Source organism: Vibrio sp. 1CM8B (assembly GCF_023161685.1).
In the GTDB taxonomy this organism is placed as follows: Bacteria; Pseudomonadota; Gammaproteobacteria; order Enterobacterales; family Vibrionaceae; genus Vibrio; species Vibrio coralliirubri.
Window position 1 is genome coordinate 259,732 of sequence record NZ_JALNTU010000004.1, and the last position, 19,802, is coordinate 279,533.

The 19,802-nt window shown below is 44.8% G+C and carries 19 protein-coding genes; 9 read left to right on the forward strand and 10 right to left on the reverse strand.

Annotated features, from left to right (window positions below):
- Positions 1-65: 65 nt before the first annotated feature.
- The 5 genes from MSG36_RS10075 to MSG36_RS10095 form a co-directional block, all read right to left on the reverse strand.
- Entirely contained in the window at positions 66-797 is a 732-nt protein-coding gene (locus MSG36_RS10075; protein ID WP_248367583.1) for a response regulator transcription factor, read from the reverse strand.
- A gap of 81 nt (positions 798-878) precedes the next feature.
- Positions 879-1,559 (reverse strand): spondin domain-containing protein, encoded by a 681-nt coding sequence (locus MSG36_RS10080; protein WP_017062627.1) that lies wholly within the window; start codon positions 1,557-1,559, stop codon positions 879-881.
- Between the two features lie 9 nt (positions 1,560-1,568).
- A complete protein-coding gene (locus MSG36_RS10085; protein WP_248367584.1) occupies positions 1,569-2,252 on the reverse strand; it encodes a spondin domain-containing protein in 684 nt (227 codons plus the stop codon).
- Positions 2,245-2,385, reverse strand: a complete 141-nt coding sequence (locus tag MSG36_RS10090; RefSeq protein ID WP_172378940.1) for a hypothetical protein — start codon at positions 2,383-2,385, stop codon at positions 2,245-2,247. Before MSG36_RS10090 ends, MSG36_RS10085 begins: the two co-directional genes overlap by 8 nt.
- A 267-nt stretch (positions 2,386-2,652) precedes the next feature.
- Complete coding sequence (locus MSG36_RS10095) at positions 2,653-2,994, reverse strand: YggL family protein (RefSeq protein ID WP_048606344.1); 342 nt, start codon at positions 2,992-2,994, stop codon at positions 2,653-2,655.
- Positions 2,995-3,248: 254 nt separating this feature from the next.
- On the opposite strand from MSG36_RS10095, the gene MSG36_RS10100 reads away from it, so the two are divergent.
- On the forward strand, positions 3,249-5,276 hold the full coding sequence (locus tag MSG36_RS10100; protein WP_248367586.1) for a PhoX family phosphatase: 2,028 nt from the start codon (positions 3,249-3,251) through the stop codon (positions 5,274-5,276).
- A 241-nt stretch (positions 5,277-5,517) separates the two neighbouring features.
- Here the strand turns inward: MSG36_RS10100 and MSG36_RS10105 are convergent, their stop codons facing one another.
- From MSG36_RS10105 to MSG36_RS10115, 3 genes are all read right to left on the reverse strand, one after another.
- The gene (locus MSG36_RS10105; RefSeq protein ID WP_248367588.1) at positions 5,518-6,138 is read right to left on the reverse strand and encodes a LysE family translocator; all 621 of its coding nucleotides are present in this window, start codon (positions 6,136-6,138) and stop codon (positions 5,518-5,520) included.
- A 166-nt stretch (positions 6,139-6,304) separates the two neighbouring features.
- Positions 6,305-7,591: a DEAD/DEAH box helicase gene (locus tag MSG36_RS10110; protein WP_019821956.1), complete on the reverse strand. Its 1,287-nt coding sequence runs from the start codon at positions 7,589-7,591 to the stop codon at positions 6,305-6,307.
- Between the two features lie 182 nt (positions 7,592-7,773).
- Positions 7,774-8,757, reverse strand: coding sequence for a GTP-binding protein (locus MSG36_RS10115; protein WP_017069160.1), 984 nt, complete (start codon positions 8,755-8,757; stop codon positions 7,774-7,776).
- Between the two features lie 552 nt (positions 8,758-9,309).
- Here MSG36_RS10115 and clcA point away from each other — a divergent pair.
- Positions 9,310-10,716: a H(+)/Cl(-) exchange transporter ClcA gene (clcA, locus tag MSG36_RS10120; RefSeq protein ID WP_248367591.1), complete on the forward strand. Its 1,407-nt coding sequence runs from the start codon at positions 9,310-9,312 to the stop codon at positions 10,714-10,716.
- Positions 10,717-10,955: 239 nt separating this feature from the next.
- Complete coding sequence (locus MSG36_RS10125) at positions 10,956-11,903, forward strand: TDT family transporter (RefSeq protein ID WP_050634251.1); 948 nt, start codon at positions 10,956-10,958, stop codon at positions 11,901-11,903.
- Positions 11,904-12,058: 155 nt separating this feature from the next.
- On the opposite strand, the gene hmpA is transcribed toward MSG36_RS10125, so the two are convergent.
- On the reverse strand, positions 12,059-13,255 hold the full coding sequence (gene hmpA / locus MSG36_RS10130) for an NO-inducible flavohemoprotein (protein WP_050634252.1): 1,197 nt from the start codon (positions 13,253-13,255) through the stop codon (positions 12,059-12,061).
- Positions 13,256-13,623: 368 nt separating this feature from the next.
- Here hmpA and norR point away from each other — a divergent pair, with 368 nt between their 5' ends.
- Positions 13,624-15,216 (forward strand): nitric oxide reductase transcriptional regulator NorR, encoded by a 1,593-nt coding sequence (gene norR, locus MSG36_RS10135; RefSeq protein ID WP_248367593.1) that lies wholly within the window; start codon positions 13,624-13,626, stop codon positions 15,214-15,216.
- Positions 15,217-15,305: 89 nt separating this feature from the next.
- The gene (locus MSG36_RS10140; RefSeq protein WP_060981211.1) at positions 15,306-15,665 is read left to right on the forward strand and encodes a glutaredoxin; all 360 of its coding nucleotides are present in this window, start codon (positions 15,306-15,308) and stop codon (positions 15,663-15,665) included.
- Positions 15,666-15,775: 110 nt separating this feature from the next.
- Here MSG36_RS10140 and MSG36_RS10145 read toward each other — a convergent pair whose 3' ends face one another.
- Positions 15,776-16,411 carry an OmpA family protein gene (locus tag MSG36_RS10145; RefSeq protein ID WP_060981210.1) on the reverse strand — a complete coding sequence of 212 codons (636 nt, stop codon included), beginning with the start codon at positions 16,409-16,411 and terminating at the stop codon, positions 15,776-15,778.
- A gap of 271 nt (positions 16,412-16,682) precedes the next feature.
- Between MSG36_RS10145 and MSG36_RS10150 the strand changes: the two genes are divergently transcribed.
- The 4 genes from MSG36_RS10150 to MSG36_RS10165 all read left to right on the forward strand — a co-directional run bounded on the left by MSG36_RS10150 (position 16,683) and on the right by MSG36_RS10165 (position 19,782).
- Positions 16,683-17,309 carry a thioredoxin domain-containing protein gene (locus tag MSG36_RS10150; protein ID WP_004731367.1) on the forward strand — a complete coding sequence of 209 codons (627 nt, stop codon included), beginning with the start codon at positions 16,683-16,685 and terminating at the stop codon, positions 17,307-17,309.
- Positions 17,310-17,384: 75 nt separating this feature from the next.
- Positions 17,385-17,858 carry an FKBP-type peptidyl-prolyl cis-trans isomerase gene (locus MSG36_RS10155; RefSeq protein WP_060981209.1) on the forward strand — a complete coding sequence of 158 codons (474 nt, stop codon included), beginning with the start codon at positions 17,385-17,387 and terminating at the stop codon, positions 17,856-17,858.
- Between the two features lie 158 nt (positions 17,859-18,016).
- Positions 18,017-18,610: a TetR/AcrR family transcriptional regulator gene (locus tag MSG36_RS10160; protein WP_061016789.1), complete on the forward strand. Its 594-nt coding sequence runs from the start codon at positions 18,017-18,019 to the stop codon at positions 18,608-18,610.
- A gap of 140 nt (positions 18,611-18,750) precedes the next feature.
- Positions 18,751-19,782, forward strand: coding sequence for an NADP-dependent oxidoreductase (locus MSG36_RS10165; protein WP_248367595.1), 1,032 nt, complete (start codon positions 18,751-18,753; stop codon positions 19,780-19,782).
- The last annotated feature ends 20 nt before the right edge of the window (positions 19,783-19,802 follow it).

Sequence of the window (19,802 nt, forward strand, 5' to 3'; positions counted from 1 at the left end):
TTCTCTCCTCGATGGCTCTTAGGTGTTACTGCTCTTTTAGTAAACTTCGGACGCGACACATAGGGCTAAGCTTTCGACTCAAACTTATAGCCAACACCCCAAACGGTTTTAATGAAATCATCATCACTATTCGGCATCGCAAGCTTAGTTCTTAGACGATTGACTGTGCTACACACGGTATGGTGATAGCCAGAGTGATGAGTATTCCAAACATGATCGAGCAGCTCGTCTTTGCTATACACACGTCCCGGATGGGTTGCTAAGAAATGAAGTAAGGTAAACTCGGTAGCCGTCAGCGGTACGTCTTGGTTATTGAGTGACACCTGATGGCGTTCAGGTTGAATAGTGAGCCCACCAAAATTCATAATCGATTCTGCTGTCACAACCTCTTGAGTCGCTGATTCGACATGGCTTAAACGGCGAAGCACGTTCCTCACTCTTGCTTGAAACTCGAGAACGCTGAAAGGTTTCGTTATGTAGTCATCAACACCGGCTTCTAAGCCTGACACCTTATCTAACTCAGCGTCTCTTGCGGTTAGCATGAGTACTGGCGTCCAATCCTCTTGCTGACGCAACATTCGACAGAAATCGAGTCCGTCACCGTCTGGTAAGCCACGATCCAGTACGATCAAATCGAAATGACCCTCTTTATAGAGCGCCTGAGCCTTTTCAATCACATTAGCTCTGATTACGTTGTGCCCTTGGAACTTAAGATGCATCTGCACCAGTTCAGCCAAGTCATCATCGTTTTCAACCAACAATATGTTTGCCATCAAATTTACCGCAGCACTATTCATGATCCCTGCTCTATTCTGAGTCTGCCCACCTTTCAATTGACCGGAACAGAGCAGGAATTCTTTCATCGTGCTTTCAACCTGTTACTCAGTTCGAGTAATGGTGATTCTTGCACCGGGATTAAGGAAGCGATGATTGGCACTTAAAGTAGAGGTCGTGAGGCCGTCATCTTGGCTGATTACGCCAGAGTGGAAACTCACTACATCGGTATCGTCTCGTGTGGTATTAAAACCTTCACCACCGCCTGCCGGTCCCGGAATGGTTGCAGCAAGCTCATCGTTCAGCTCAGTTCCCGAATCCCACACATTCATGTTCATTGTAAAGGTATCACCCACCGCTAATGACTTGAGCGATAATCCGGATTCGCCGACAAACGCATCATTGGTGTTAACCAACATCGAAGCGACAGATATATACCCTTCTTGATTTGGGTCGACACGAATAGACACCGTGTCTTGCTCACCTGAAAGAATCAGCCCATTACCTGAGATGCCTTGATAAACATTGGCGTCACTGTCACTAAGCGCAAGCAATTGTGCATTACTGCCCCCTTCCGCTAAGTATTCAAGATCGACAGAGGCACTTTGACCAACTTCAAACAGGTCAAAATTCGTATTGTGAGTCAACACCGCGAGTGGTGACATTGGTTGATTAGGGGTGAGGTTAGTAACACTCACATCATAGCGATAGTAATCGTCGTCATCGTCCGGACAACCCGCCAAAACGGCTACTGATGCAGCGATAAATAGAATTCTAGCTTTCATACATCCCCCTTACTTCACAACAATGGTGATAGTTGCAACAGGGTTTAACCAACGATGACTACTGCTATCGAGGTCACTGATGCCGCCCGCCGCGTCACTATCACCAATGTTACCCGGATGAATATGAACCTTAGCGTTTGATACTGCCGTTTCTACACCTGTACCACCAGCGCCAAAGGTAATGAATGGAGGGTTAGGCATGCTGCCCGCCAGCTCATCATTGGCTTCTGTGCCTGCGTCATAACCATTTAGAGTCGCTTTGTAGGTGCCCGCTTGAGTTGGGATTTTCCAGCTATCTAGACCAACAAAGCCGTCGTTAGTCGGCAGCAGCATGGCACCCAATGATAGGTACTCTAAATCGCCAGTACTGATATCAAACGTAGTTGCGACGCCCGGATTGAGGATTCCGGCGGCTGGATTCTCAACCACCACGCCTCCCGCGTTAGCAATGACACCAGATAAACCTGAAATATCGCCACCTTCGGCCATGGACTCTAGTTCCGCAGAAGCCGTTTCACCCGTTCTGAACATGAACAGGCTTGAGTCATGAGCCGCCGCTAAGATAGGCGTAAAGTAGATCCCTTTCGTTGTATTAGTGACAGTGACTTCAAGCTCAGCAGCCTGAACTTGAGCCGCTCCGAAGGCCAGCATAGCCGAGCTGATCACTAAGCTGATTTGAGTACGTTTATTCATTTTGATTCCATCCTTTATCGAGTCCTATCGTTACCAACAAAACGAATAACAGCGATATACCGTTACCTTTGCCAGAACGAACTGTGGTGTTGTTGACCCTAAGAATGGCGATCAAATCTATCAGCAACTTCATTGAATTCTCATAAAACTCTCACAAGTTTATCCAAACTTATTACTGCCAATAAAAGTAGTGATAAGGTACTAATATTTAAGCGAAAAGTATCAATTCATTATTTGCGTAATAAGGGATAGAAAAGAAGGTAAAGAATAGAAATGGAGCGAATTAAACGCAAAAAGGCCGAATCGATTTAACGATTCGGCCTTTACTCTGGCGTACTGTTGTTACTCTTTCCTAAGCCGAATTTGGCCTTTGCAATCAAGCGAACAACACAACATCAAATTAGAACGCGTAGTTTGCGTCAATCAGCTCGCTAACTTCCACTTTGCTTACTTCAGCACGAGCTTCAAGCCATTGTGCAACTTGCAGTTGTTCTGCTTCTGTTACTGAACGGTAGCGCTCAATCGAGCATAAGAAACCTTCAAACAGCTCAAGGCCGCCGCCACCAAAGCACAGACCGATGCTGTCGATGAAATCAATGAACTCGTCAATGAACACATCGTATTGGTCAAAATCAGCAATCGAAGTCTTGCAGCTTACTTCAAAACCCAGAATCGCGAATTCACCTAGGTATAGCTTTTTGCGTAGGCGGCGATTTTTGTTTTCGATTTTATCTAATTTCATAACTGTCTCTCTTTTCGTTTGATAAAGCATTTATACACAGTTCTACCCTAATCCCCAAGAGTTTTGTATTGCACGAGAGTGTTAATGGCAAAATTCGTGCTACAGAAACAAAACCTTAATCAAATCTATAAAAATCTGTCACTTAACTGCTTCACGATTAGTCACACATTGACCAAACTTATTAACTCATTAGTTAATAACTGGGTTAGTCATGAATAACGAATAATAAAATCAGCCAATAGGAAGCAGTCGAGATGAGCAAGGAAACATTTGATAGCACTCGTTTTAACAAGAGCAACAACAAGCCCTTCGAAGAAGTTTTAGATGCGAACCTTTCAAGAAGAAATGTTCTAAAAGGCGGTTTGGGCATCAGTGCAATGACCGCATTTGGTGCGTTTGGTTTAGCAGGCCACAGCACGGCGCACGCGGCGACAGCGTCATCTAGCGCACCGCAAAAAAGCACTGCTACACTTGCATTCGAATCGGTTAAAGGCTCATTGACAGACAGTGTCGTTGTGCCAAAAGGCTATACAGCACAAGTATTGGTTCCTTGGGGTACTCCACTCAACAAGCAAGGCAATGCTTGGTTAAAAGACGGCACCAACAACGCACAAGATCAAGCAAACTCACTAGGCATGCACCACGACGGCATGCACTTCTTCCCGCTTAATGGTAACAGCAACGACGGTTTGTTGGTGATCAACCACGAATACATCGACCAAAAAGCACTGCACGCTAATGGTCCTACATACGATGAAGGCAACCGTCCTAGCCTTGATGAAGTACGTAAAGAGATCAACGCACACGGCGTCAGTGTGGTTCGTGTAAAACTTGAAGGCAACCAATGGGTGATGGTCGATAACGATCCACTTAACCGCCGCTACACGGGCGCGACCGTAATGGATCTGTCTGGCCCTGTTGCTCACAGTGAATTTACCAAAACCAAATTCTCACAAGATGGCAGCCAAGCTCGTGGCACCTTGAACAACTGTGGTAATGGCTACACGCCATGGGGCACTTACCTAACGTGTGAAGAAAACTGGCCGGGTTATTTCGTTAATAAAGGCGAGACAACGCCAGCGCAAGAACGTATTGGTATCGCTACCGACAAAACACGTTACGGTTGGGACACGCTTTCAGGTAACAAACAAGAACGCTTAGACGAGTTTGCACGCTTTGATGTGACGCCAACAGGTGAGTCAGCAATGGACGATTACCGTAACGAAGCACATGGTCACGGCTACATTGTTGAAATCGACCCATACACAGCAAACTCTCGCGCTAAAAAACGTTCTGCACTGGGTTGTTTCCGTCACGAAGGCTGTACGTTTGGTAAGTTGACCGAAGGCGAGCCAATCGTATTCTACTCTGGTCACGATTCTCGCTTTGAATACCTTTACAAATTCGTTTCTGAAGAGAAATGGGACCCACGTGACGCAGATCCAAGCAATCGTCTAAGTGCGGGTGACAAATACATGGACAAAGGCACACTGTATGTGGCTAAGTTCAATGATGATGGTTCAGGTACATGGCTACCACTAACGTTGAGCAGCAAGACCACAAACGGCGGCAAGCTAGGTGATTCATTTGATTCTCAAGCGGCGCTTATCATTAATACCGCAGGTGCGGCCGACCTTGTTGGTGCAACGCCAATGGATCGCCCTGAATGGTGCTCTGTTGACCCAATGACAGGTACGGCTTACCTAACGCTGACGAATAACAACAAGCGTAAAGAAGCGAACTCTGCGAACCCTCGCGTAGACAACAAGTTCGGTCATGTTATCCGTTGGGATGAAGGCAAAACGGCAAGCGAGTTCGATTGGGATATCTTCGTATTTGGCTCTCCAGCAGTGGAAGACAAGTCTATTAACCGCTCAGGTCTAACAGACATGAACCAATTCGCGAGCCCTGACGGCTTAGCGTTTGATGCTCGTGGTATTTTATGGATTCAGACAGATAACGGCGCAGATGAAGTAACTGGCTACACCAATGACCAAATGCTGGCAGTGGTTCCATCTCAGTTAACGGATGACAACGGCAACAGCGCGGTGATTGATGCAAACAACCAAGCACAGCTTAAACGCTTCTTTGTGGGTCCAAACGGTTGTGAAGTGACTGGCTTTACCATCAGCCCAGATTTCAAGTCACTGTTTGTGAACATTCAACACCCTGCAAATTGGCCATCGTCTGAAGATGCAACAGCACAAACTCAAGGCAATGTCCGCCCAAGAGCATCAACGGTTGTGATTCGTCGTGAAGACGGTGGGGAAATCGCGGTTTAATCGGTAGAACTGGCTAAGTTCAGAAGCATTTCTAACATCTAGCTAGGTAAAATCAAAAAGAGCGATAAGGCCAAATGCCCTATCGCTCTTTTTATATTCTTTTCATTCTTCGGTTTAAGTAAGAATCCGAATTTTCAAAACTCACCGTAATCCTAAGTAGTCATCATCCCAAGTACGCGTCACCCTCGAGAAGGAGGAACGTCTGAGTCGGGGATCTCTGCTCGTCTTAGGCTAACTAGAATTAGCTCACAAACAACCAAACACCAACACCCATCATTAACGTGCCCGCAATACGGTTCATCAACTTAACGTTATCGGCTTTGCCCAGCATATGCTTTAAGCTCTTTCCGCCTGTCGCGTATAAGGTCATGCAAACAAATTCAGAAGCTAAGATAATAGAAACCAGAATCATCAACTGAGGTGCTAAATCTTTATTGCTGTTAATAAAAGGAGGCAGTAGAGAAATCATAAACGCCCAGCCTTTCGGATTAGCAATAGCTGTCACGAAACCTTGAACCACCAAGTCCCAATCATTGCTGACTTTTGTGGTTTGGTTATCAGTACTGATCGCCAGCTTGCCTCTCGAACGCCACATCTGAACGCCCAAGTAGAACAAGTACCCTGCGCCCACAAACTTAAAGCCTGTAAATAGCCATGGGTAATTCAACATGATCGAAGCGATACCCAATACCGCAGCAATAGAAACCACAGCGACACCAGCCAGTTCACCGATCATCATCCATAATGTACGCTTGTATCCAACACTCATCCCCAGTGTCAGAGCTAAAGTCATACACATACCGGGCGTGATTGACACGAAGAAAAACGTGGGAATAAAAGCCCAAAGTAGTGCGCTATCCATATTATTACCTTATCGACTTATTTTTATTTAATAGTTCTTGTTTCTTGATCGGGCTTGAAATGAAGCGAGGTTGAAACGAAGCAGTAATGACAATAAACAATATTGCGATCAATACAAACGAAAAGAGCCACATAACAGTGGCTCTTTTCAATCACCAACCGTAATTTTACTTACGACGGTTTTTAATTCGCTTCATCATAGTCAAACGACGTTCAGCGCTTGCTTGATCTTGTGGCTCTTCGTTCGCGTTGTTCTTACGACCCTGACGGTTTTTGTAAGCCGATTTAGTGTTCAGCTTCTCGATGTAAGCATCACGTTTCTTCGGTTCGTAACCCGGTTGTTCAACACGGCGAATACGTTGTTGAATCAGTTTTTCAACTTGAACAACAGTCAGCTCTTCTTCGCGGTTAACGAAAGAGATTGCGTGACCTTGTTTACCAGCACGACCTGTACGGCCAATACGGTGAACGTAATCTTCCGCTAGGAAAGGCATGTCGTAGTTAATTACGTGTGGTAAGTCTTCGATATCAAGACCACGAGCTGCAACGTCGGTTGCTACCATCACACGTGCTCTGCCTTCTTTGAAATCATCCAAAGCACGACGACGAGCACTTTGCGCTTTATCACCGTGACAAAGTACCGCTTTAATACCGTCAAGCTTAAGCTCTTTAACTACATCATTCGCTGTTTCTTTATAGTTCACGAACACAAGCACTTGGCGCCAGTTTTTACGGCCAATAAGCTCAGAAAGCAGTTCAGTTTTACGTTCTTGATCCACTGGGTAAACCACGTGACCAACAGTAGCAGCCGTAGAGTTTTCGCGCTCAACACTAATACGTTTTGGTTTACGCAGAATATCAACAGACAGTTGGTTTAACTGAGTAGAAGTCGTTGCAGAGAACATCATGATTTGCGGTGATGTTTCTACATCCAACATGATCTTACGAACGGCATTGATAAAGCCCATATCAAGGATACGGTCAGCTTCATCAAATACTAGGAATTCTAGGTTAGCAATAGACACGTTACCCGCTTCTAAGTGCTCTTCTAAACGGCCAGGGGTTGCAACCAAAATATCCACACCCAGTTCTAGTTGACGAACTTGTGAAGACATCTTGTTACCACCGTAAACCGCAGAAACACTTAGATCTGTGTATTTAACGTAGTCTTTAATGTTTTGAGCGATCTGCGCAGCAAGCTCACGAGTTGGAGCAAGAATAAGGCCGCGAGCCGTTCCTCTAGACGCCTTTTTACCGCTGTTCAAAAGGTGTTGGATAACAGGCAATGAAAATGCCGCTGTTTTACCCGTACCGGTTTGAGCAGTAGCAAAAATATCATGGCCTTTACGAGCCATTGGAATCGCTTTTTGTTGAATTGGAGTGAGTTTTTCATAACCACACTCAGTCAACGCTTTGACTAATTCAGGAGCAAAACCTTGAGAGGAAAATGACATTGTTACGGGTTCCTTAAGCAGACAGCCTACATTCTTATTTCAGCCGAGCACTATAAAGTAATTAGAGTGATTTATCTCACATTTATCGTGATATAACGCAAACTTTCTCATTTAATCTGGTGTTTATCCCGCCTTCAACAAGCTAAACACCAAGATCCTTGGTTCAAACAGCAAAAACAGGGCTATTTGATACCACACAGCTTGAGTAGAATCTGCTCGAGATCGCCCCACGGCATGAGCTGCGAGTCGATCACTTCCAATCGAGATTCAAAGCCATCAAGCGTAATTTCGTTCACAGACACGACTTGATTCGCGACATTGAATGCGTAGCAACCTTGGTCGGTGTTCACGACAGCTTTTACACGCTCGGCCGTTAGATCTGACAACATAGAGAATAGCGCATCGAAGTCGAACTTATGCTCTGCGCCAAACAACCAACCACAACTGAAATAGCCCTGTCCTTTATTCTCTTTACGGATGAAAGCTTCACCGGGAGGAAGTTGGAATTGAGGCTCTTGTTCAGCGTGATCATGATGATGTGCTTCAATATGAGAGGAAGCACTGCCGTATACTCTTTCAATGTCTAACACTTCCAATGGTACTTCACCATCGTGAATTAGCTTGTGGAAGACTTTTGCTGGCGTTTGATCCGTCACCCAATCGTTAAACACATCGATGTCTTCAGAATGAACAAGGTCAACTTTAGTACCAAGAATCACATCTGCACTGTTTAATTGATCATTAAAATTCTGATTCGAGGTGTACTTTTCATTAGAAAGATTTCGAGGGTCAACCAAACCAAGCGTCGCTTTTAAATCAACATAAGGCGTGTACTGATCGGAAGTCAGTGTCGCAATCACTTGTTTAGGGTGACCAAGCCCTGTCGGCTCAATCAATAAACGGTCTGGTTTTTGGCGAAGTAAGGCATTAATACCTACCGACATAGGCACGCCCGCAGTACAACACATGCAACCACCCGGCACTTCTTTAATCAATGCGCCTTGATCTGTCATCAAAGCACCGTCAATACCGATTTCCCCGAACTCATTAACCAGAACAGCCCAGTTTTCATTCTCAGGTTTATTTTTTAGCAGGTTCAAGATGGCTGTCGTTTTACCAACACCCAAGAAACCCGTAATGATGTTTGTAGGAACTTTTTTAGTCATATCAGTTCTCCTTTTTAAGGGAGTATATACTCAATCACCAAAAAGTTGACCCCAATCGATTGTTTACACTGAGATTCGTTAATAGAGGTTGGCGCGAAAATAATCAGAAGAGATAAAGCAGTAGAAGCGGAATGTGGAAATGGGATGCTCCAGACGAACTAAAGGCGTACTTACTCAGTACGCCTCACCCTCGTTACTCAATCGTGAGTTCGCGAATCAGGAAGCCTTAAATATCGACCTGAACATTTAACGAGGAACTAAAACTTTGTTTCTGAATCCATCCAAATTGTGTGTAAAACCTCACTTCTCCTTGCGGTTCGTTATGTTGCTTTACGATTTAACTATGGTTCATTTTTGGGGATATTCAAGCCGCCGCCAGAGAATCGATCAAAATTGTGACGGTGATTCCACTATTGGCCATAAATTCCATTTATGTAACACGTACATTCCATAAATGAAATTCAACTTTTCAACTTTGTTGCTATAGGATATGCAGAGGAAGCGTATAATTTAATGCAACCCCGCCTTAACTCATTCAGGAAACTTATTTCTATGACCAGAAGAGAGAAAATTAAGCAGTCCTTACTAGCAAAAATGCCAAGGGATGCTATTAATCAATTTCTCTCAAGAGATAAGACCCCAGCTTCCGTTCTCTTTCTTTCTTGTATTGTGGGTGTACTTGCAGGTGTAGTGGGTACCTATTTCGAAGTTGCGGTTCATTTCATCACAGAAACTCGTACCGATTGGCTGAAAGATGAAATCGGTAGCCATTTACCACTGTGGCTTGCTGCTTTCCTTATTAGTGCGGCATTCGCCTTTATTGGCTATTTCCTCGTTCACCGATTTGCTCCAGAAGCTGCAGGCTCAGGTATCCCTGAAATCGAAGGCGCAATGGACGGAATGCGTCCTGTTCGATGGTGGAGAGTATTACCCGTAAAATTCTTTGGCGGCATGGGCGCGTTAGGCTCTGGTATGGTTTTAGGCCGTGAAGGGCCAACTGTTCAAATGGGCGGCAGTATCGGTCGTATGGTCACTGATATCTTTCGAGTCAAAGATGACGACACTCGTCATTCACTATTAGCTTCGGGTGCCGCAGGTGGTTTAGCCGCCGCATTCAATGCACCACTGGCAGGAATCATGTTTGTGGTCGAGGAGATGAGACCGCAGTTTCGCTACTCACTCATATCAATCAAAGCCGTCATCATCTCAGCGATTTCAGCCAACATTGTGTTTCGTTCTATCAATGGTCAATCTGCCGTTATCACAATGCCTCAGTACCAGCCACCTGAACTCAACGCACTTTGGTTGTTCTTGTTGTTAGGTGTGTTGTTCGGCCTATTTGGTGTGATTTTCAATAAACTGATTACACTTTCCCAAGACCTGTTTGTGGCGATCCACAAGAATGACCGTAAACGCTACTTGATGACAGGTACCCTACTTGGTGGTTGCTTTGGCTTGTTGCTGCTCTATATACCTGAATTAACTGGTGGTGGTATTGGTATCATCCCGAACATCACGAATGGCAGCTACAGCGCCAACGTGTTGTTGCTGATTTTCTTAGGCCGAGTCCTCACAACCCTGCTTTGTTTCGGCTCTGGTGCGCCAGGCGGTATCTTTGCACCAATGCTTGCGCTAGGAACACTCTTTGGTTATGCGTTTGGGCTTATCGCAGCGGCAGTCTTTCCTGAACTGAATATTGAACCGGGTATGTTTGCCATTGCTGGCATGGGAGCCTTATTTGCCGCCACCGTTCGAGCGCCTATCACTGGTATTCTGTTGGTTATTGAAATGACCAATAACTACTACCTGATCCTGCCGTTGATCATTACCTGCTTAGGTGCGGTAATCATTGCTCAAATGTTAGGTGGGCAGCCAATTTACAGTCAACTGCTTAACCGTACGCTGAAAAACGAAAAACTAAGACAGCAAGATCTCCCTCAGCAAGAGGAAGTACGTTAATTAAAAATGACTCATGAAACAAAAGCACACATTCAACGTGCTTAATCTCCCGATTCCGTATCAAAATCAAAAAAGCAAACGTTAAACTTGGTATCATCCACTCAAAATTAGTTGAGTGCCCTCAAAATCTATTGATGAAAGACCTACACACTCTAACTAAAGCAAATAATCTAAAAGTCTTTAATTAACTAAGTCGGAGTAAGTCGTTGAACTGGAGAAGATTAACCCAAGTAAAAAATGTGCCGCCATCTCAGGCGTCTTTAGCACTTGGCGTTATTGGGTTAGGACAAGCTTGGGCGTTATATATCCCGGGCATTGGTGAGATAATTCGTCCCTACCTCGCTGCATTCGGCGCGCTATTATTGCTGCCTGTTTTACTGCGCTATTTAACGAGCTTTAATACCTTCCTTAATGATATTCGCCACCCGTTAAGCGGAAGCTTGATGGCACCAATGAGCATGGCTTTACTGATTCTGTGCGACTATTTAGCCGAGATATCGCCAGCTATCGCCTACCCAGTTTGGTTCTGCGCGCTATTGCTGCACTTTACCATGATGGTGTTGTTCTTCAGTTTTCAGATCATCAACTTCAAAATGTCGAACATTGTACCGAGTTGGTTTCTGTATCCGGTCGGTTTGATCAGCAGTTCCTTAGCTGGCACACAGTTCGGGCACACCGTATTTTCAGAAACACTTGCGGTCACTTGTATTGGTATCTATTTCCTTATGTTGCCAGTGGTGTTGTACCGCTTGGTGTTCGAAGGCAATCTTCCTCGCCGAGCAAGACCAACACTTGCTATCATGGCAGCTCCGGTTAACTTATCTTTAGCTGCTTACTTGGTTAACTTCGACAATCCAGATCCGATTCTAACAGGCGCATTGTCTGGCATCGCCATCACCATGACACTATTGATTTACTTGTGTTACATCCGCCTAATGCGTTTGAAGTTCCAACCTTCAATTGCTGCCGTCACCTTCCCATCCGTGATCAGCGCTATTGCCATGCATCGTCTAACCACATTTTTCGGCGCGGAATACCCACAATGGTACTGGCTGCACAAGTTCGGTTTCTTTGAGCTAACCATCGCCACCATCCTAGTAATTTGGGTAGCCGGTGGTTACGTGAAAATGTACTGGCCTGAGTTTTTTGATTCCGACTACATGTCCAAGAAGGTGAAACGTTCTTAGGTCGAAGCGAAAAGATCTTAGCTGAACCATCATACTCTGCAGTAGGTGATGATGTTAGACAGAGCAAACCAAAAAAGGCCTCACAATGTGAGGCCTTTTGAATAGGCAAGGTTTTTAATAGATCAGGCGAGTGTTAATAGAACTCTCGAGAACTATTAGAAGTTAGCGTGAGGGCCGAATACTTCGTAGTGAACGCGTGAACGGTCAACTTTCAATGCATCTAGCTGCTCTACGATGTTCTTCATGAAACCAACAGGACCACAGATGTAGAAATCGCTCTCTTCAAAGCCTTTAGTATCAGAGATAGACGCTAGATCCATTTGGCCTTGATGCGTGTTTTCACATGCAGATTCATCTTTGTTCATGTACCACGTTTTCGCTTCCCAACCTTTGTCGGCAACAATATCTTTAACACGAGTCGTGAAAGAGTGTTGGCCTACGTTCTCACAAGCGTGAAGGTAAAGTACTGGCTCGTTTTTATCTTCCATGTTTAGGAACTCAAGCATAGACTGCATTGGCGTTACACCAACACCAGCAGAGATAAGCGTTACTGGCTTGCTGCGCTCTTGATACATGAAGTCACCCGCTGGTGCGTATAGGCTAACTTCATCACCAACAGCAACCGTATCGTGTAGGTGGTTAGATACAACGCCTTGTGTCTCTTGGCCTTGTCCTTCACGTTTAACAGAAATACGGTATTGCTTTCCGTTTGGCTTATCAGACAGTGAGTATTGACGAATCTCGCTGTATTGAGAGCCTTCCGGTTTCACTTCGATACCGATGTATTGACCTGGAGTGTAATCCAGAACTTCACCGCCGTCTTTTGGCTGAAGGATAAAGCTAGTTACTAGCGCTGACTCTTCGATCTTGTCTGCAATCACAAAAGCACGTGCCGCTTCCCAACCACCAACAGCTTGCTTACGCTGTAGGTAAAGTTCAGCTTCACGATCGATGAATACTTGCGCCAAGAATAGGTAAGCGGCTGTCCATGCTTCTTCCACTTCTGGAGTAAAGGCGTCAGCAGCTAGTTCACGTAATGTCTCAATCAGGTGCAAACCAACAATTTGGTAGTGCTCTGGTTGAATGTTAAAGCTTGTGTGTTTCTGAGCAATACGTTCAACGGCTGTTGTTAACGCTGCTAGATTTTCAATGTTCTTTGCATATGCCGCGATAGCTTCAAACAGTGCTACGCCTTGGCGACCTGTTCTTTGGTGAGTCATATTGAAGATATCTTTCAACTCAGGGTTATGCGTGAACATACGTTGATAAAAGTGCTGAGTTAAAGCTGGGCCTGCGCTCTCAAGTAGAGGAATAGTAGATTTGATGATTTCGATATGTGCATTGTTAAGCATGAATTTACTCCGAACACTGAGCCTTATGACCTATATGTCATTTTGACTACTAAAAATTGAGAATGACTTATCGATTTTCTGAAACCTGAGTTATTTTTAGAAACTGAGTTATTTTGACTCGTTTTCATTTCAAAAAATCGCGAAACCTGATTAATGCCACCTGATTGATTGAGATCAAGAATAGTCTGTTTAATCAGAGCTATAATTGGGCTTCGCTGTATCTTTTGCACAATCAGTGCCAACTTTATCAATCCCCATCATTACTGGTTTTCTTCTCAAAACTCATCTTATAAAAATGTCAAAAAGACCTTTTTTTTAAGTCAATAAGACTCTATTATGTTGATAAACACACACAGTTAGAGTTTTTTATGCAAGATATCTCCGCATCTACCCTCATGGAAATGACCATTGGCCTCGCAAGTGGTGTCAACGATCAAGATCGTTTTAATCGCCTGATCGATGCCATTCGCAAAACCATAACGTGTGATTGTGTCGCGCTTTTAAGCCTTCAAGGCGACACGCTAGTACCTATCGCAATGCAAGGGCTCAGCCGAGATACATTCGGTCGTCGCTTTATCATTTCAGAACACCCACGTTTTGAAGAGATCTGTGCGTCTCGCTCTCCTGTCCGTTTCGATGCTGACAGCTCCCTACCCGATCCTTTCGATGGTTTGCTTATTGACCATGATGGCGATTTACCAATGCATGCTTGTATGGGCTTGCCTTTGCTATTTGGCGACAAGTTATTAGGCATTCTGACTCTAGACAGCTTGAAACCTGATGTCTTCGCGAATATTCCGGCGCGTAACCTTGAAGTGCTGGCGGCTATTGCAGCCTCAACCATGCAGATGGCGTTGACCTTCTCGCAACTTGAACATCAAGCAAAGCAGTCAAAGCAATTACTCGAAGAACTGAACGTAGAAGCGTGGGAACGTGACGGCGGCGAGTTGATTGGTAACAGTGATACCATGGTCGCGCTCAAGAACGACATAGCGGTTGTCGCACCGTCTGAATTTAATATCCTGATTCATGGGGATACTGGTGTTGGTAAAGAGCTCGTGGCTCGTACCCTGCACCACCAATCTCAACGGAAGCGAAATCCGCTGGTCTACGTTAACTGTGCTGCTATTCCTGAGAACTTGGTAGAGAGTGAACTGTTTGGTCACGTTCGTGGTGCGTTTACTGGCGCAGACAAAAACCGCTTAGGTAAGTTTGCTCTAGCCGATGGTGGCACACTGTTCTTAGATGAAATTGGTGAATTACCCTTAGCTGCGCAAAGTAAGTTACTGCGTGCGCTGCAAAACAACGAAATCCAACCTGTTGGCCAAGACAATATCCAAACCATTGATGTTCGTGTTCTGGCTGCAACTAACCGAGACTTAAAGCAAGAAGTTGAAGACGGTCGATTCAGAGCCGATTTATACCATCGACTGAGTGTGTACCCTATCGCGGTGCCTGCACTGAAAGATCGTGGTGATGACATCAGCCTATTAGCTGGTTTCTTCTTAGAACAAGCGCGTCGTAAGCTTGGTATCAACCAAGTTAAGTTCCGCTCTGACGTTCTTTCTTTCCTAAACCGTTATGGTTGGCCGGGTAACGTGCGTGAACTTGAGCACGTGATCAGTCGTTCCGCATTGAAAGCGTTAGCCCGTAGCGCCAATAAAAACCTGGTGACAATCACCAAAGAAGATTGTGGTCCTCTAGACCAAGATCAGCCAATTGCGACGACACAGGTGAAGAACACGCCATTATCAACACCAACGATCGACCTTTCTGCAGGGTTACGTGGTGCAACGGACGATTTTCAGCGCAGTATCATTACTGAGGTATTGGAAGATGCAAACTTTAACTGGGCACAAGCAGGACGAGTTCTGAAAACAGACCGAGCAAACCTGACTCGACTGTCTAAACGTTTAGGGCTAAATGTGGCTAAGTCTCACACGATCGAACGGACAAAATAGATATTAGCGGTTTGTTGCGAGCATCTGACAAAACTTGTGTATATAATGCTGCAAATTGTAACGCTAATTTTAAATATGTAGAGAGAGTTATGAAGTTTATCCGTTGGTTCTTAGGTCGTGTCATCTTGTTATTGAACTTTGTTTTCAGCCCACGTGGTGTGAAGCGTTCTCAAGAAGAGCAAAGCAAAGTGAATGAGCAAGCAAAAACGCACACGTTATACCAATTCGAAGCATGCCCATTTTGTGTGAAAGTGCGCCGCGCGATGAAACGTCAGTCGGTTCAATTTGAACTTCGTGATGCAAAAAACAACGAGCAACACCGTGCAGAACTTGAAGTTGGCGGCGGTCGTGTGAAAGTGCCTTGTCTACGTATCGAAAAAGACGGCAAAACTGAGTGGATGTACGAATCTTCAGATATCGTGACTTACTTAGAAAAGCAGTTTGCATAAGCAATAAAACTACAAAAGCCAGATACAAAAAATCCCTCGAATGTGAGGGATTTTTTATGTCTGTTATCTAGCGCTAGTCGTTTTCAAATTAGGAGTGAAAGCTCAAATGACTACTTCGCGACAATCAGCATCAGCTCCACACGGCGGTTACACGCCTTGCCTTGCGCAGAGGTGTTTGTACAAGCTGGTACATACTCGCCAAAGCCTCGTGTATAAATGGAGCGGCTTGATACGTAGTTGCTCTCTAATCGAGCCTTCACTTCTTTTGCACGCTGCTCTGATAGCGGATCGTTGATACGATCTGTGCCCGTATTATCGGTGTGACCTTCAATCACCACATCAATATCTTGGCGCTGAGCAAGGTAGCTGCCTAACGTATCTAGCCATTGGTTATAAGCTGGTTCAGGGAATGCTGAACCTGTTTTAAAGTTCACGTGCTGCTCAAGCTTAACCATCACATGGTTACCCGGCAACACTTCAAAATCGATACGGTTTTGTCTTAGAAAGACTTCCAGTGGATCGTTAGTCGATACGCCACGTCCGTAGTTGGTAGTGATGGTGCTTTGTTGATGGGTGCTGCTCTGAATCGAGTATCCACGATTACTTGCTACATGAGTCGTTTGAACCACACCCCATTCAGGATGCATCAAGTCGTAATCGGTTTGCGGTGCAGTTTCTAGCATATCATCGCCCAACATGCCCGTTGGTAATGTCGTTTCACACCCTGCCAAAGCTATGCTTAACATTATCGCTAAATATCTCATTACTTCACCAACCACTCATGCAGATAAACCATTCACTAATGTCTATATCGGCACCGAGGGAAAAACTTTAGACGAAAACTTTATATCAAAAGAAAACAGATCCAAAAAAAGTGCTGTTGATCACAGTTAACCGTCAACTAGCCTGTCTTCATCCGCTAGTTCCAACTGTTTGCATTTATTTACCTTATAATTGTTTTCCAATTCGTACTAAATAGTTAGAATCTCAGGACTTCTCAACGCTAGAGCAAACATTATGTTTAAACCTTTTACTAAATTCATCACAGCACTCGCTGCCGTACTTATTATCGCGGGTTGTAGCGAAACAGACGAGCCGCAAAAAGGCGTTCAATACGAAGCGCTTCCAACTGCTCTAACAGAATTTAACTTGTCCCCGATCACTGAAATCTTCTCTCTTAACTGTGGTCACTGCCGTCAAATGGAAAGTGCAATTCCAGAGATTGAGTCTCTAACAGACCAAACTATTGGCAAGATGCACGTGACGTTCAACGAAAGCGCTCAAATCAGCGCAATGATCTACTACACAGCAGTGATGCAGCTTGATGCTACACCTGACCACGCGTTCATGGACGACTTATTTGGTGCCGTTCAAATGGGTGCAGATGCAACACCAGAGCAACGTCAACAAGCACTAGAGACAGCGTTTACTTCTCGTGGTTTGGTTAGCCCATACCAGTTGAACAAAGAACAGCAAGTTGCTCTTTTCGACTACGTTAAAAAAGCAGAAGAGATCTCAGTAAAAGGTCAGATCAACTCAGTACCAACCTTTATCATCAACGGTAAATACCAAGTACTAACAGCAGGTCACCAAGACGTTGCTGGTATCGCAAAAACGATCAACTACCTTTTGACTCAACCATAATCGCGGCTTTGCCGGCGGATTAACACATTCTGCATTAACTACGAAATTCAGCACTCAATATAAATAGGTTTTACTATGTCTAAATTTGTCATCCCGGTCATTGTCTTTCTTTTGGCGGGTTTCATGATTTACCGTACTTGGACGAATCATAAGTCTGGCGGAGAAAACTTCGAGCAAGGCCAGCAGTTCTTACTCGAAAACGGCACTAAAGAAGGCGTGATTACGACTGAAAGCGGCCTTCAATACCTTGTTCTTGAGGAAGGTACAGGCACAGAGCACCCAACTAAGAACAGCAAAGTAACGGTTCACTACCACGGTACGCTGATCGATGGCACTGTTTTCGACAGCTCTGTTGAGCGTGGCGAGCCAATCTCATTTGCCCTTAAGCAAGTAATCAAAGGCTGGCAAGAAGGTTTGACTTACATGGTTGAAGGCCAAAAAGTTCGTCTATTCATTCCAAGCACTCTAGCTTACGGTAAAGGCGGTTCAGGCCCTATCCCACCATCATCGACTCTGATTTTTGATGTAGAGCTCATCTCTATCAAATAATCGAAGGCGACCGATTTAAGCCCCAACATACGCGCTATGTTGGGGCTTTTTTATATTTGAACATTTGAAGCCACTTTAGCTACTTTAGCAAACGGCCGAATATACCCTTGAAAACCGACCACTAGACGACTGGTCTAATTTAACTTATAGTACCGACCATGAACGAAAAAACGAATGACACACGCCTACATGTTTTAGATGTTGGCTATCAACTAATAGTAAACAACGGCTTTAACGGCGTTGGACTATCGCAATTGCTTAAAGAAGCGGACGTGCCGAAAGGATCGTTTTACCACTACTTTAAATCTAAAGAGCAATTTGGCGAGGCGTTGATTCAACACTATTTTGAAAACTACATTACTAAGATTGAAGCAATTTTAGTACACGGTGAAGGTAATCATTATCAGCGAATCTTGAGCTATTTCTCGCTATGGGCGAAGACCGAAAACGGTACCTGTAATGCTCATAAATGCTTGGTCGTTAAACTCAGCGCGGAAGTTTCTGATCTCTCTGATCCTATGCGCCAAGCGCTATTAAAAGGTGCTGAGAAAGTGACGAATACCATCGAACAGTGCATTGTCGGCGGTATTGCAGATGGCTCTATAAAGGTTGAAGACAGCCAAGAAGCAGCTCAGAACCTATACTCTATGTGGTTAGGTGCAAGCTTATTAAGCAAACTGAGCCAGAGCTCCCATAGCTTACAGTCGGCTTTGAGCCTTACTGAACGAATTTTAAAAGGTGAAAGCCAATAACGCGCAGCGCGTTTGATTGGCTTTAACTTAAAAGAAATCACCCGCCCTCTTATCAATTTGATGACGGCGGGATTTTTAGACAACAAGACTAGACGACTGGTCTAATTCTAAATATATAAAACATAAATTAAGGATATCCAATGACTCAACAAGACAATCGCCGCATCGTATTGGCATCTCGCCCAGTTGGCGCACCGACTCAAGACAACTTCCGTTTAGAGACAGTAGCTGCGCCAAGTATCAAAGACGGCGAGATGTTACTTCGCTCAGTTTACCTTTCACTAGACCCATACATGCGTGGTCGTATGAGCGATGCTAAATCTTACGCAGATCCCGTTGCGATTGATGAAGTGATGGTTGGCGCAACCGTATGTCAGGTTGAAGAATCAAACCACGCTGATTACGAAATTGGCGAATGGGTTCTGGCTTACACAGGTTGGCAAGATCTTGGTGTGTCTAACGGTGAAGGCCTAATCAAACTCGGCAAAGAACCAACGCACCCTTCTTACGCGCTTGGCATCATGGGTATGCCTGGTTTTACCGCTTACATGGGCTTGCTTGATATCGGCCAACCTAAAGAAGGCGACACGCTAGTCGTTGCGGCAGCAACAGGTGCTGTAGGCGCAACCGTTGGACAAATCGGCAAACTAAAAGGCTGTCGTGTTATCGGCGTTGCAGGCGGTCAAGATAAGTGCCAGTACGCGAAAGAGGTACTTGGCTTTGATGAATGTATCGACCACAAAGCTGACGACTTCGCAGAGCAACTCGCTAAAGTGTGTGACAACGGCATCGACGTTTACTTTGAAAACGTTGGTGGCAAGGTATTCGACGCAGTAATGCCTCTGCTTAACACAGGTGCTCGTATTCCTGTGTGTGGCCTTATCTCTCAATACAATGCGACTTCACTGCCTGAAGGCCCAGATCGTATGTCTAGCCTGATGGGTATGCTGCTGGTTAAACGAATTAAGATGCAAGGTTTCATCATCTTTGATGACTACGCACACCGCTACAACGAGTTTGCTGTTCAAATGACAGAATGGCTATCTCAAGGCAAGATGCACTATCGTGAGCACCTGGTTGAAGGTCTAGAGAATGCGCCACAAGCATTCATGGGCCTATTGGAAGGTCAGAACTTCGGTAAGCTTGTTATCAAAACGAACGAAGCTAAATAAATTCAATAAACTGAACCCGT

Coding starts and splice junctions, on each gene's coding strand:
- MSG36_RS10075 (WP_248367583.1), bottom strand. CDS start 797: ATGAATAGTGCTGCGGTAAATTTGATGGCAAACATATTGTTGGTTGAA.
- MSG36_RS10080 (WP_017062627.1), bottom strand. CDS start 1,559: ATGAAAGCTAGAATTCTATTTATCGCTGCATCAGTAGCCGTTTTGGCG.
- MSG36_RS10085 (WP_248367584.1), bottom strand. CDS start 2,252: ATGAATAAACGTACTCAAATCAGCTTAGTGATCAGCTCGGCTATGCTG.
- MSG36_RS10090 (WP_172378940.1), bottom strand. CDS start 2,385: ATGAAGTTGCTGATAGATTTGATCGCCATTCTTAGGGTCAACAACACC.
- MSG36_RS10095 (WP_048606344.1), bottom strand. CDS start 2,994: ATGAAATTAGATAAAATCGAAAACAAAAATCGCCGCCTACGCAAAAAG.
- MSG36_RS10100 (WP_248367586.1), top strand. CDS start 3,249: ATGAGCAAGGAAACATTTGATAGCACTCGTTTTAACAAGAGCAACAAC.
- MSG36_RS10105 (WP_248367588.1), bottom strand. CDS start 6,138: ATGGATAGCGCACTACTTTGGGCTTTTATTCCCACGTTTTTCTTCGTG.
- MSG36_RS10110 (WP_019821956.1), bottom strand. CDS start 7,591: ATGTCATTTTCCTCTCAAGGTTTTGCTCCTGAATTAGTCAAAGCGTTG.
- MSG36_RS10115 (WP_017069160.1), bottom strand. CDS start 8,757: ATGACTAAAAAAGTTCCTACAAACATCATTACGGGTTTCTTGGGTGTT.
- clcA (WP_248367591.1), top strand. CDS start 9,310: ATGACCAGAAGAGAGAAAATTAAGCAGTCCTTACTAGCAAAAATGCCA.
- hmpA (WP_050634252.1), bottom strand. CDS start 13,255: ATGCTTAACAATGCACATATCGAAATCATCAAATCTACTATTCCTCTA.
- norR (WP_248367593.1), top strand. CDS start 13,624: ATGCAAGATATCTCCGCATCTACCCTCATGGAAATGACCATTGGCCTC.
- MSG36_RS10140 (WP_060981211.1), top strand. CDS start 15,306: ATGAAGTTTATCCGTTGGTTCTTAGGTCGTGTCATCTTGTTATTGAAC.
- MSG36_RS10145 (WP_060981210.1), bottom strand. CDS start 16,411: ATGTTAAGCATAGCTTTGGCAGGGTGTGAAACGACATTACCAACGGGC.
- MSG36_RS10150 (WP_004731367.1), top strand. CDS start 16,683: ATGTTTAAACCTTTTACTAAATTCATCACAGCACTCGCTGCCGTACTT.
- MSG36_RS10155 (WP_060981209.1), top strand. CDS start 17,385: ATGTCTAAATTTGTCATCCCGGTCATTGTCTTTCTTTTGGCGGGTTTC.
- MSG36_RS10160 (WP_061016789.1), top strand. CDS start 18,017: ATGAACGAAAAAACGAATGACACACGCCTACATGTTTTAGATGTTGGC.
- MSG36_RS10165 (WP_248367595.1), top strand. CDS start 18,751: ATGACTCAACAAGACAATCGCCGCATCGTATTGGCATCTCGCCCAGTT.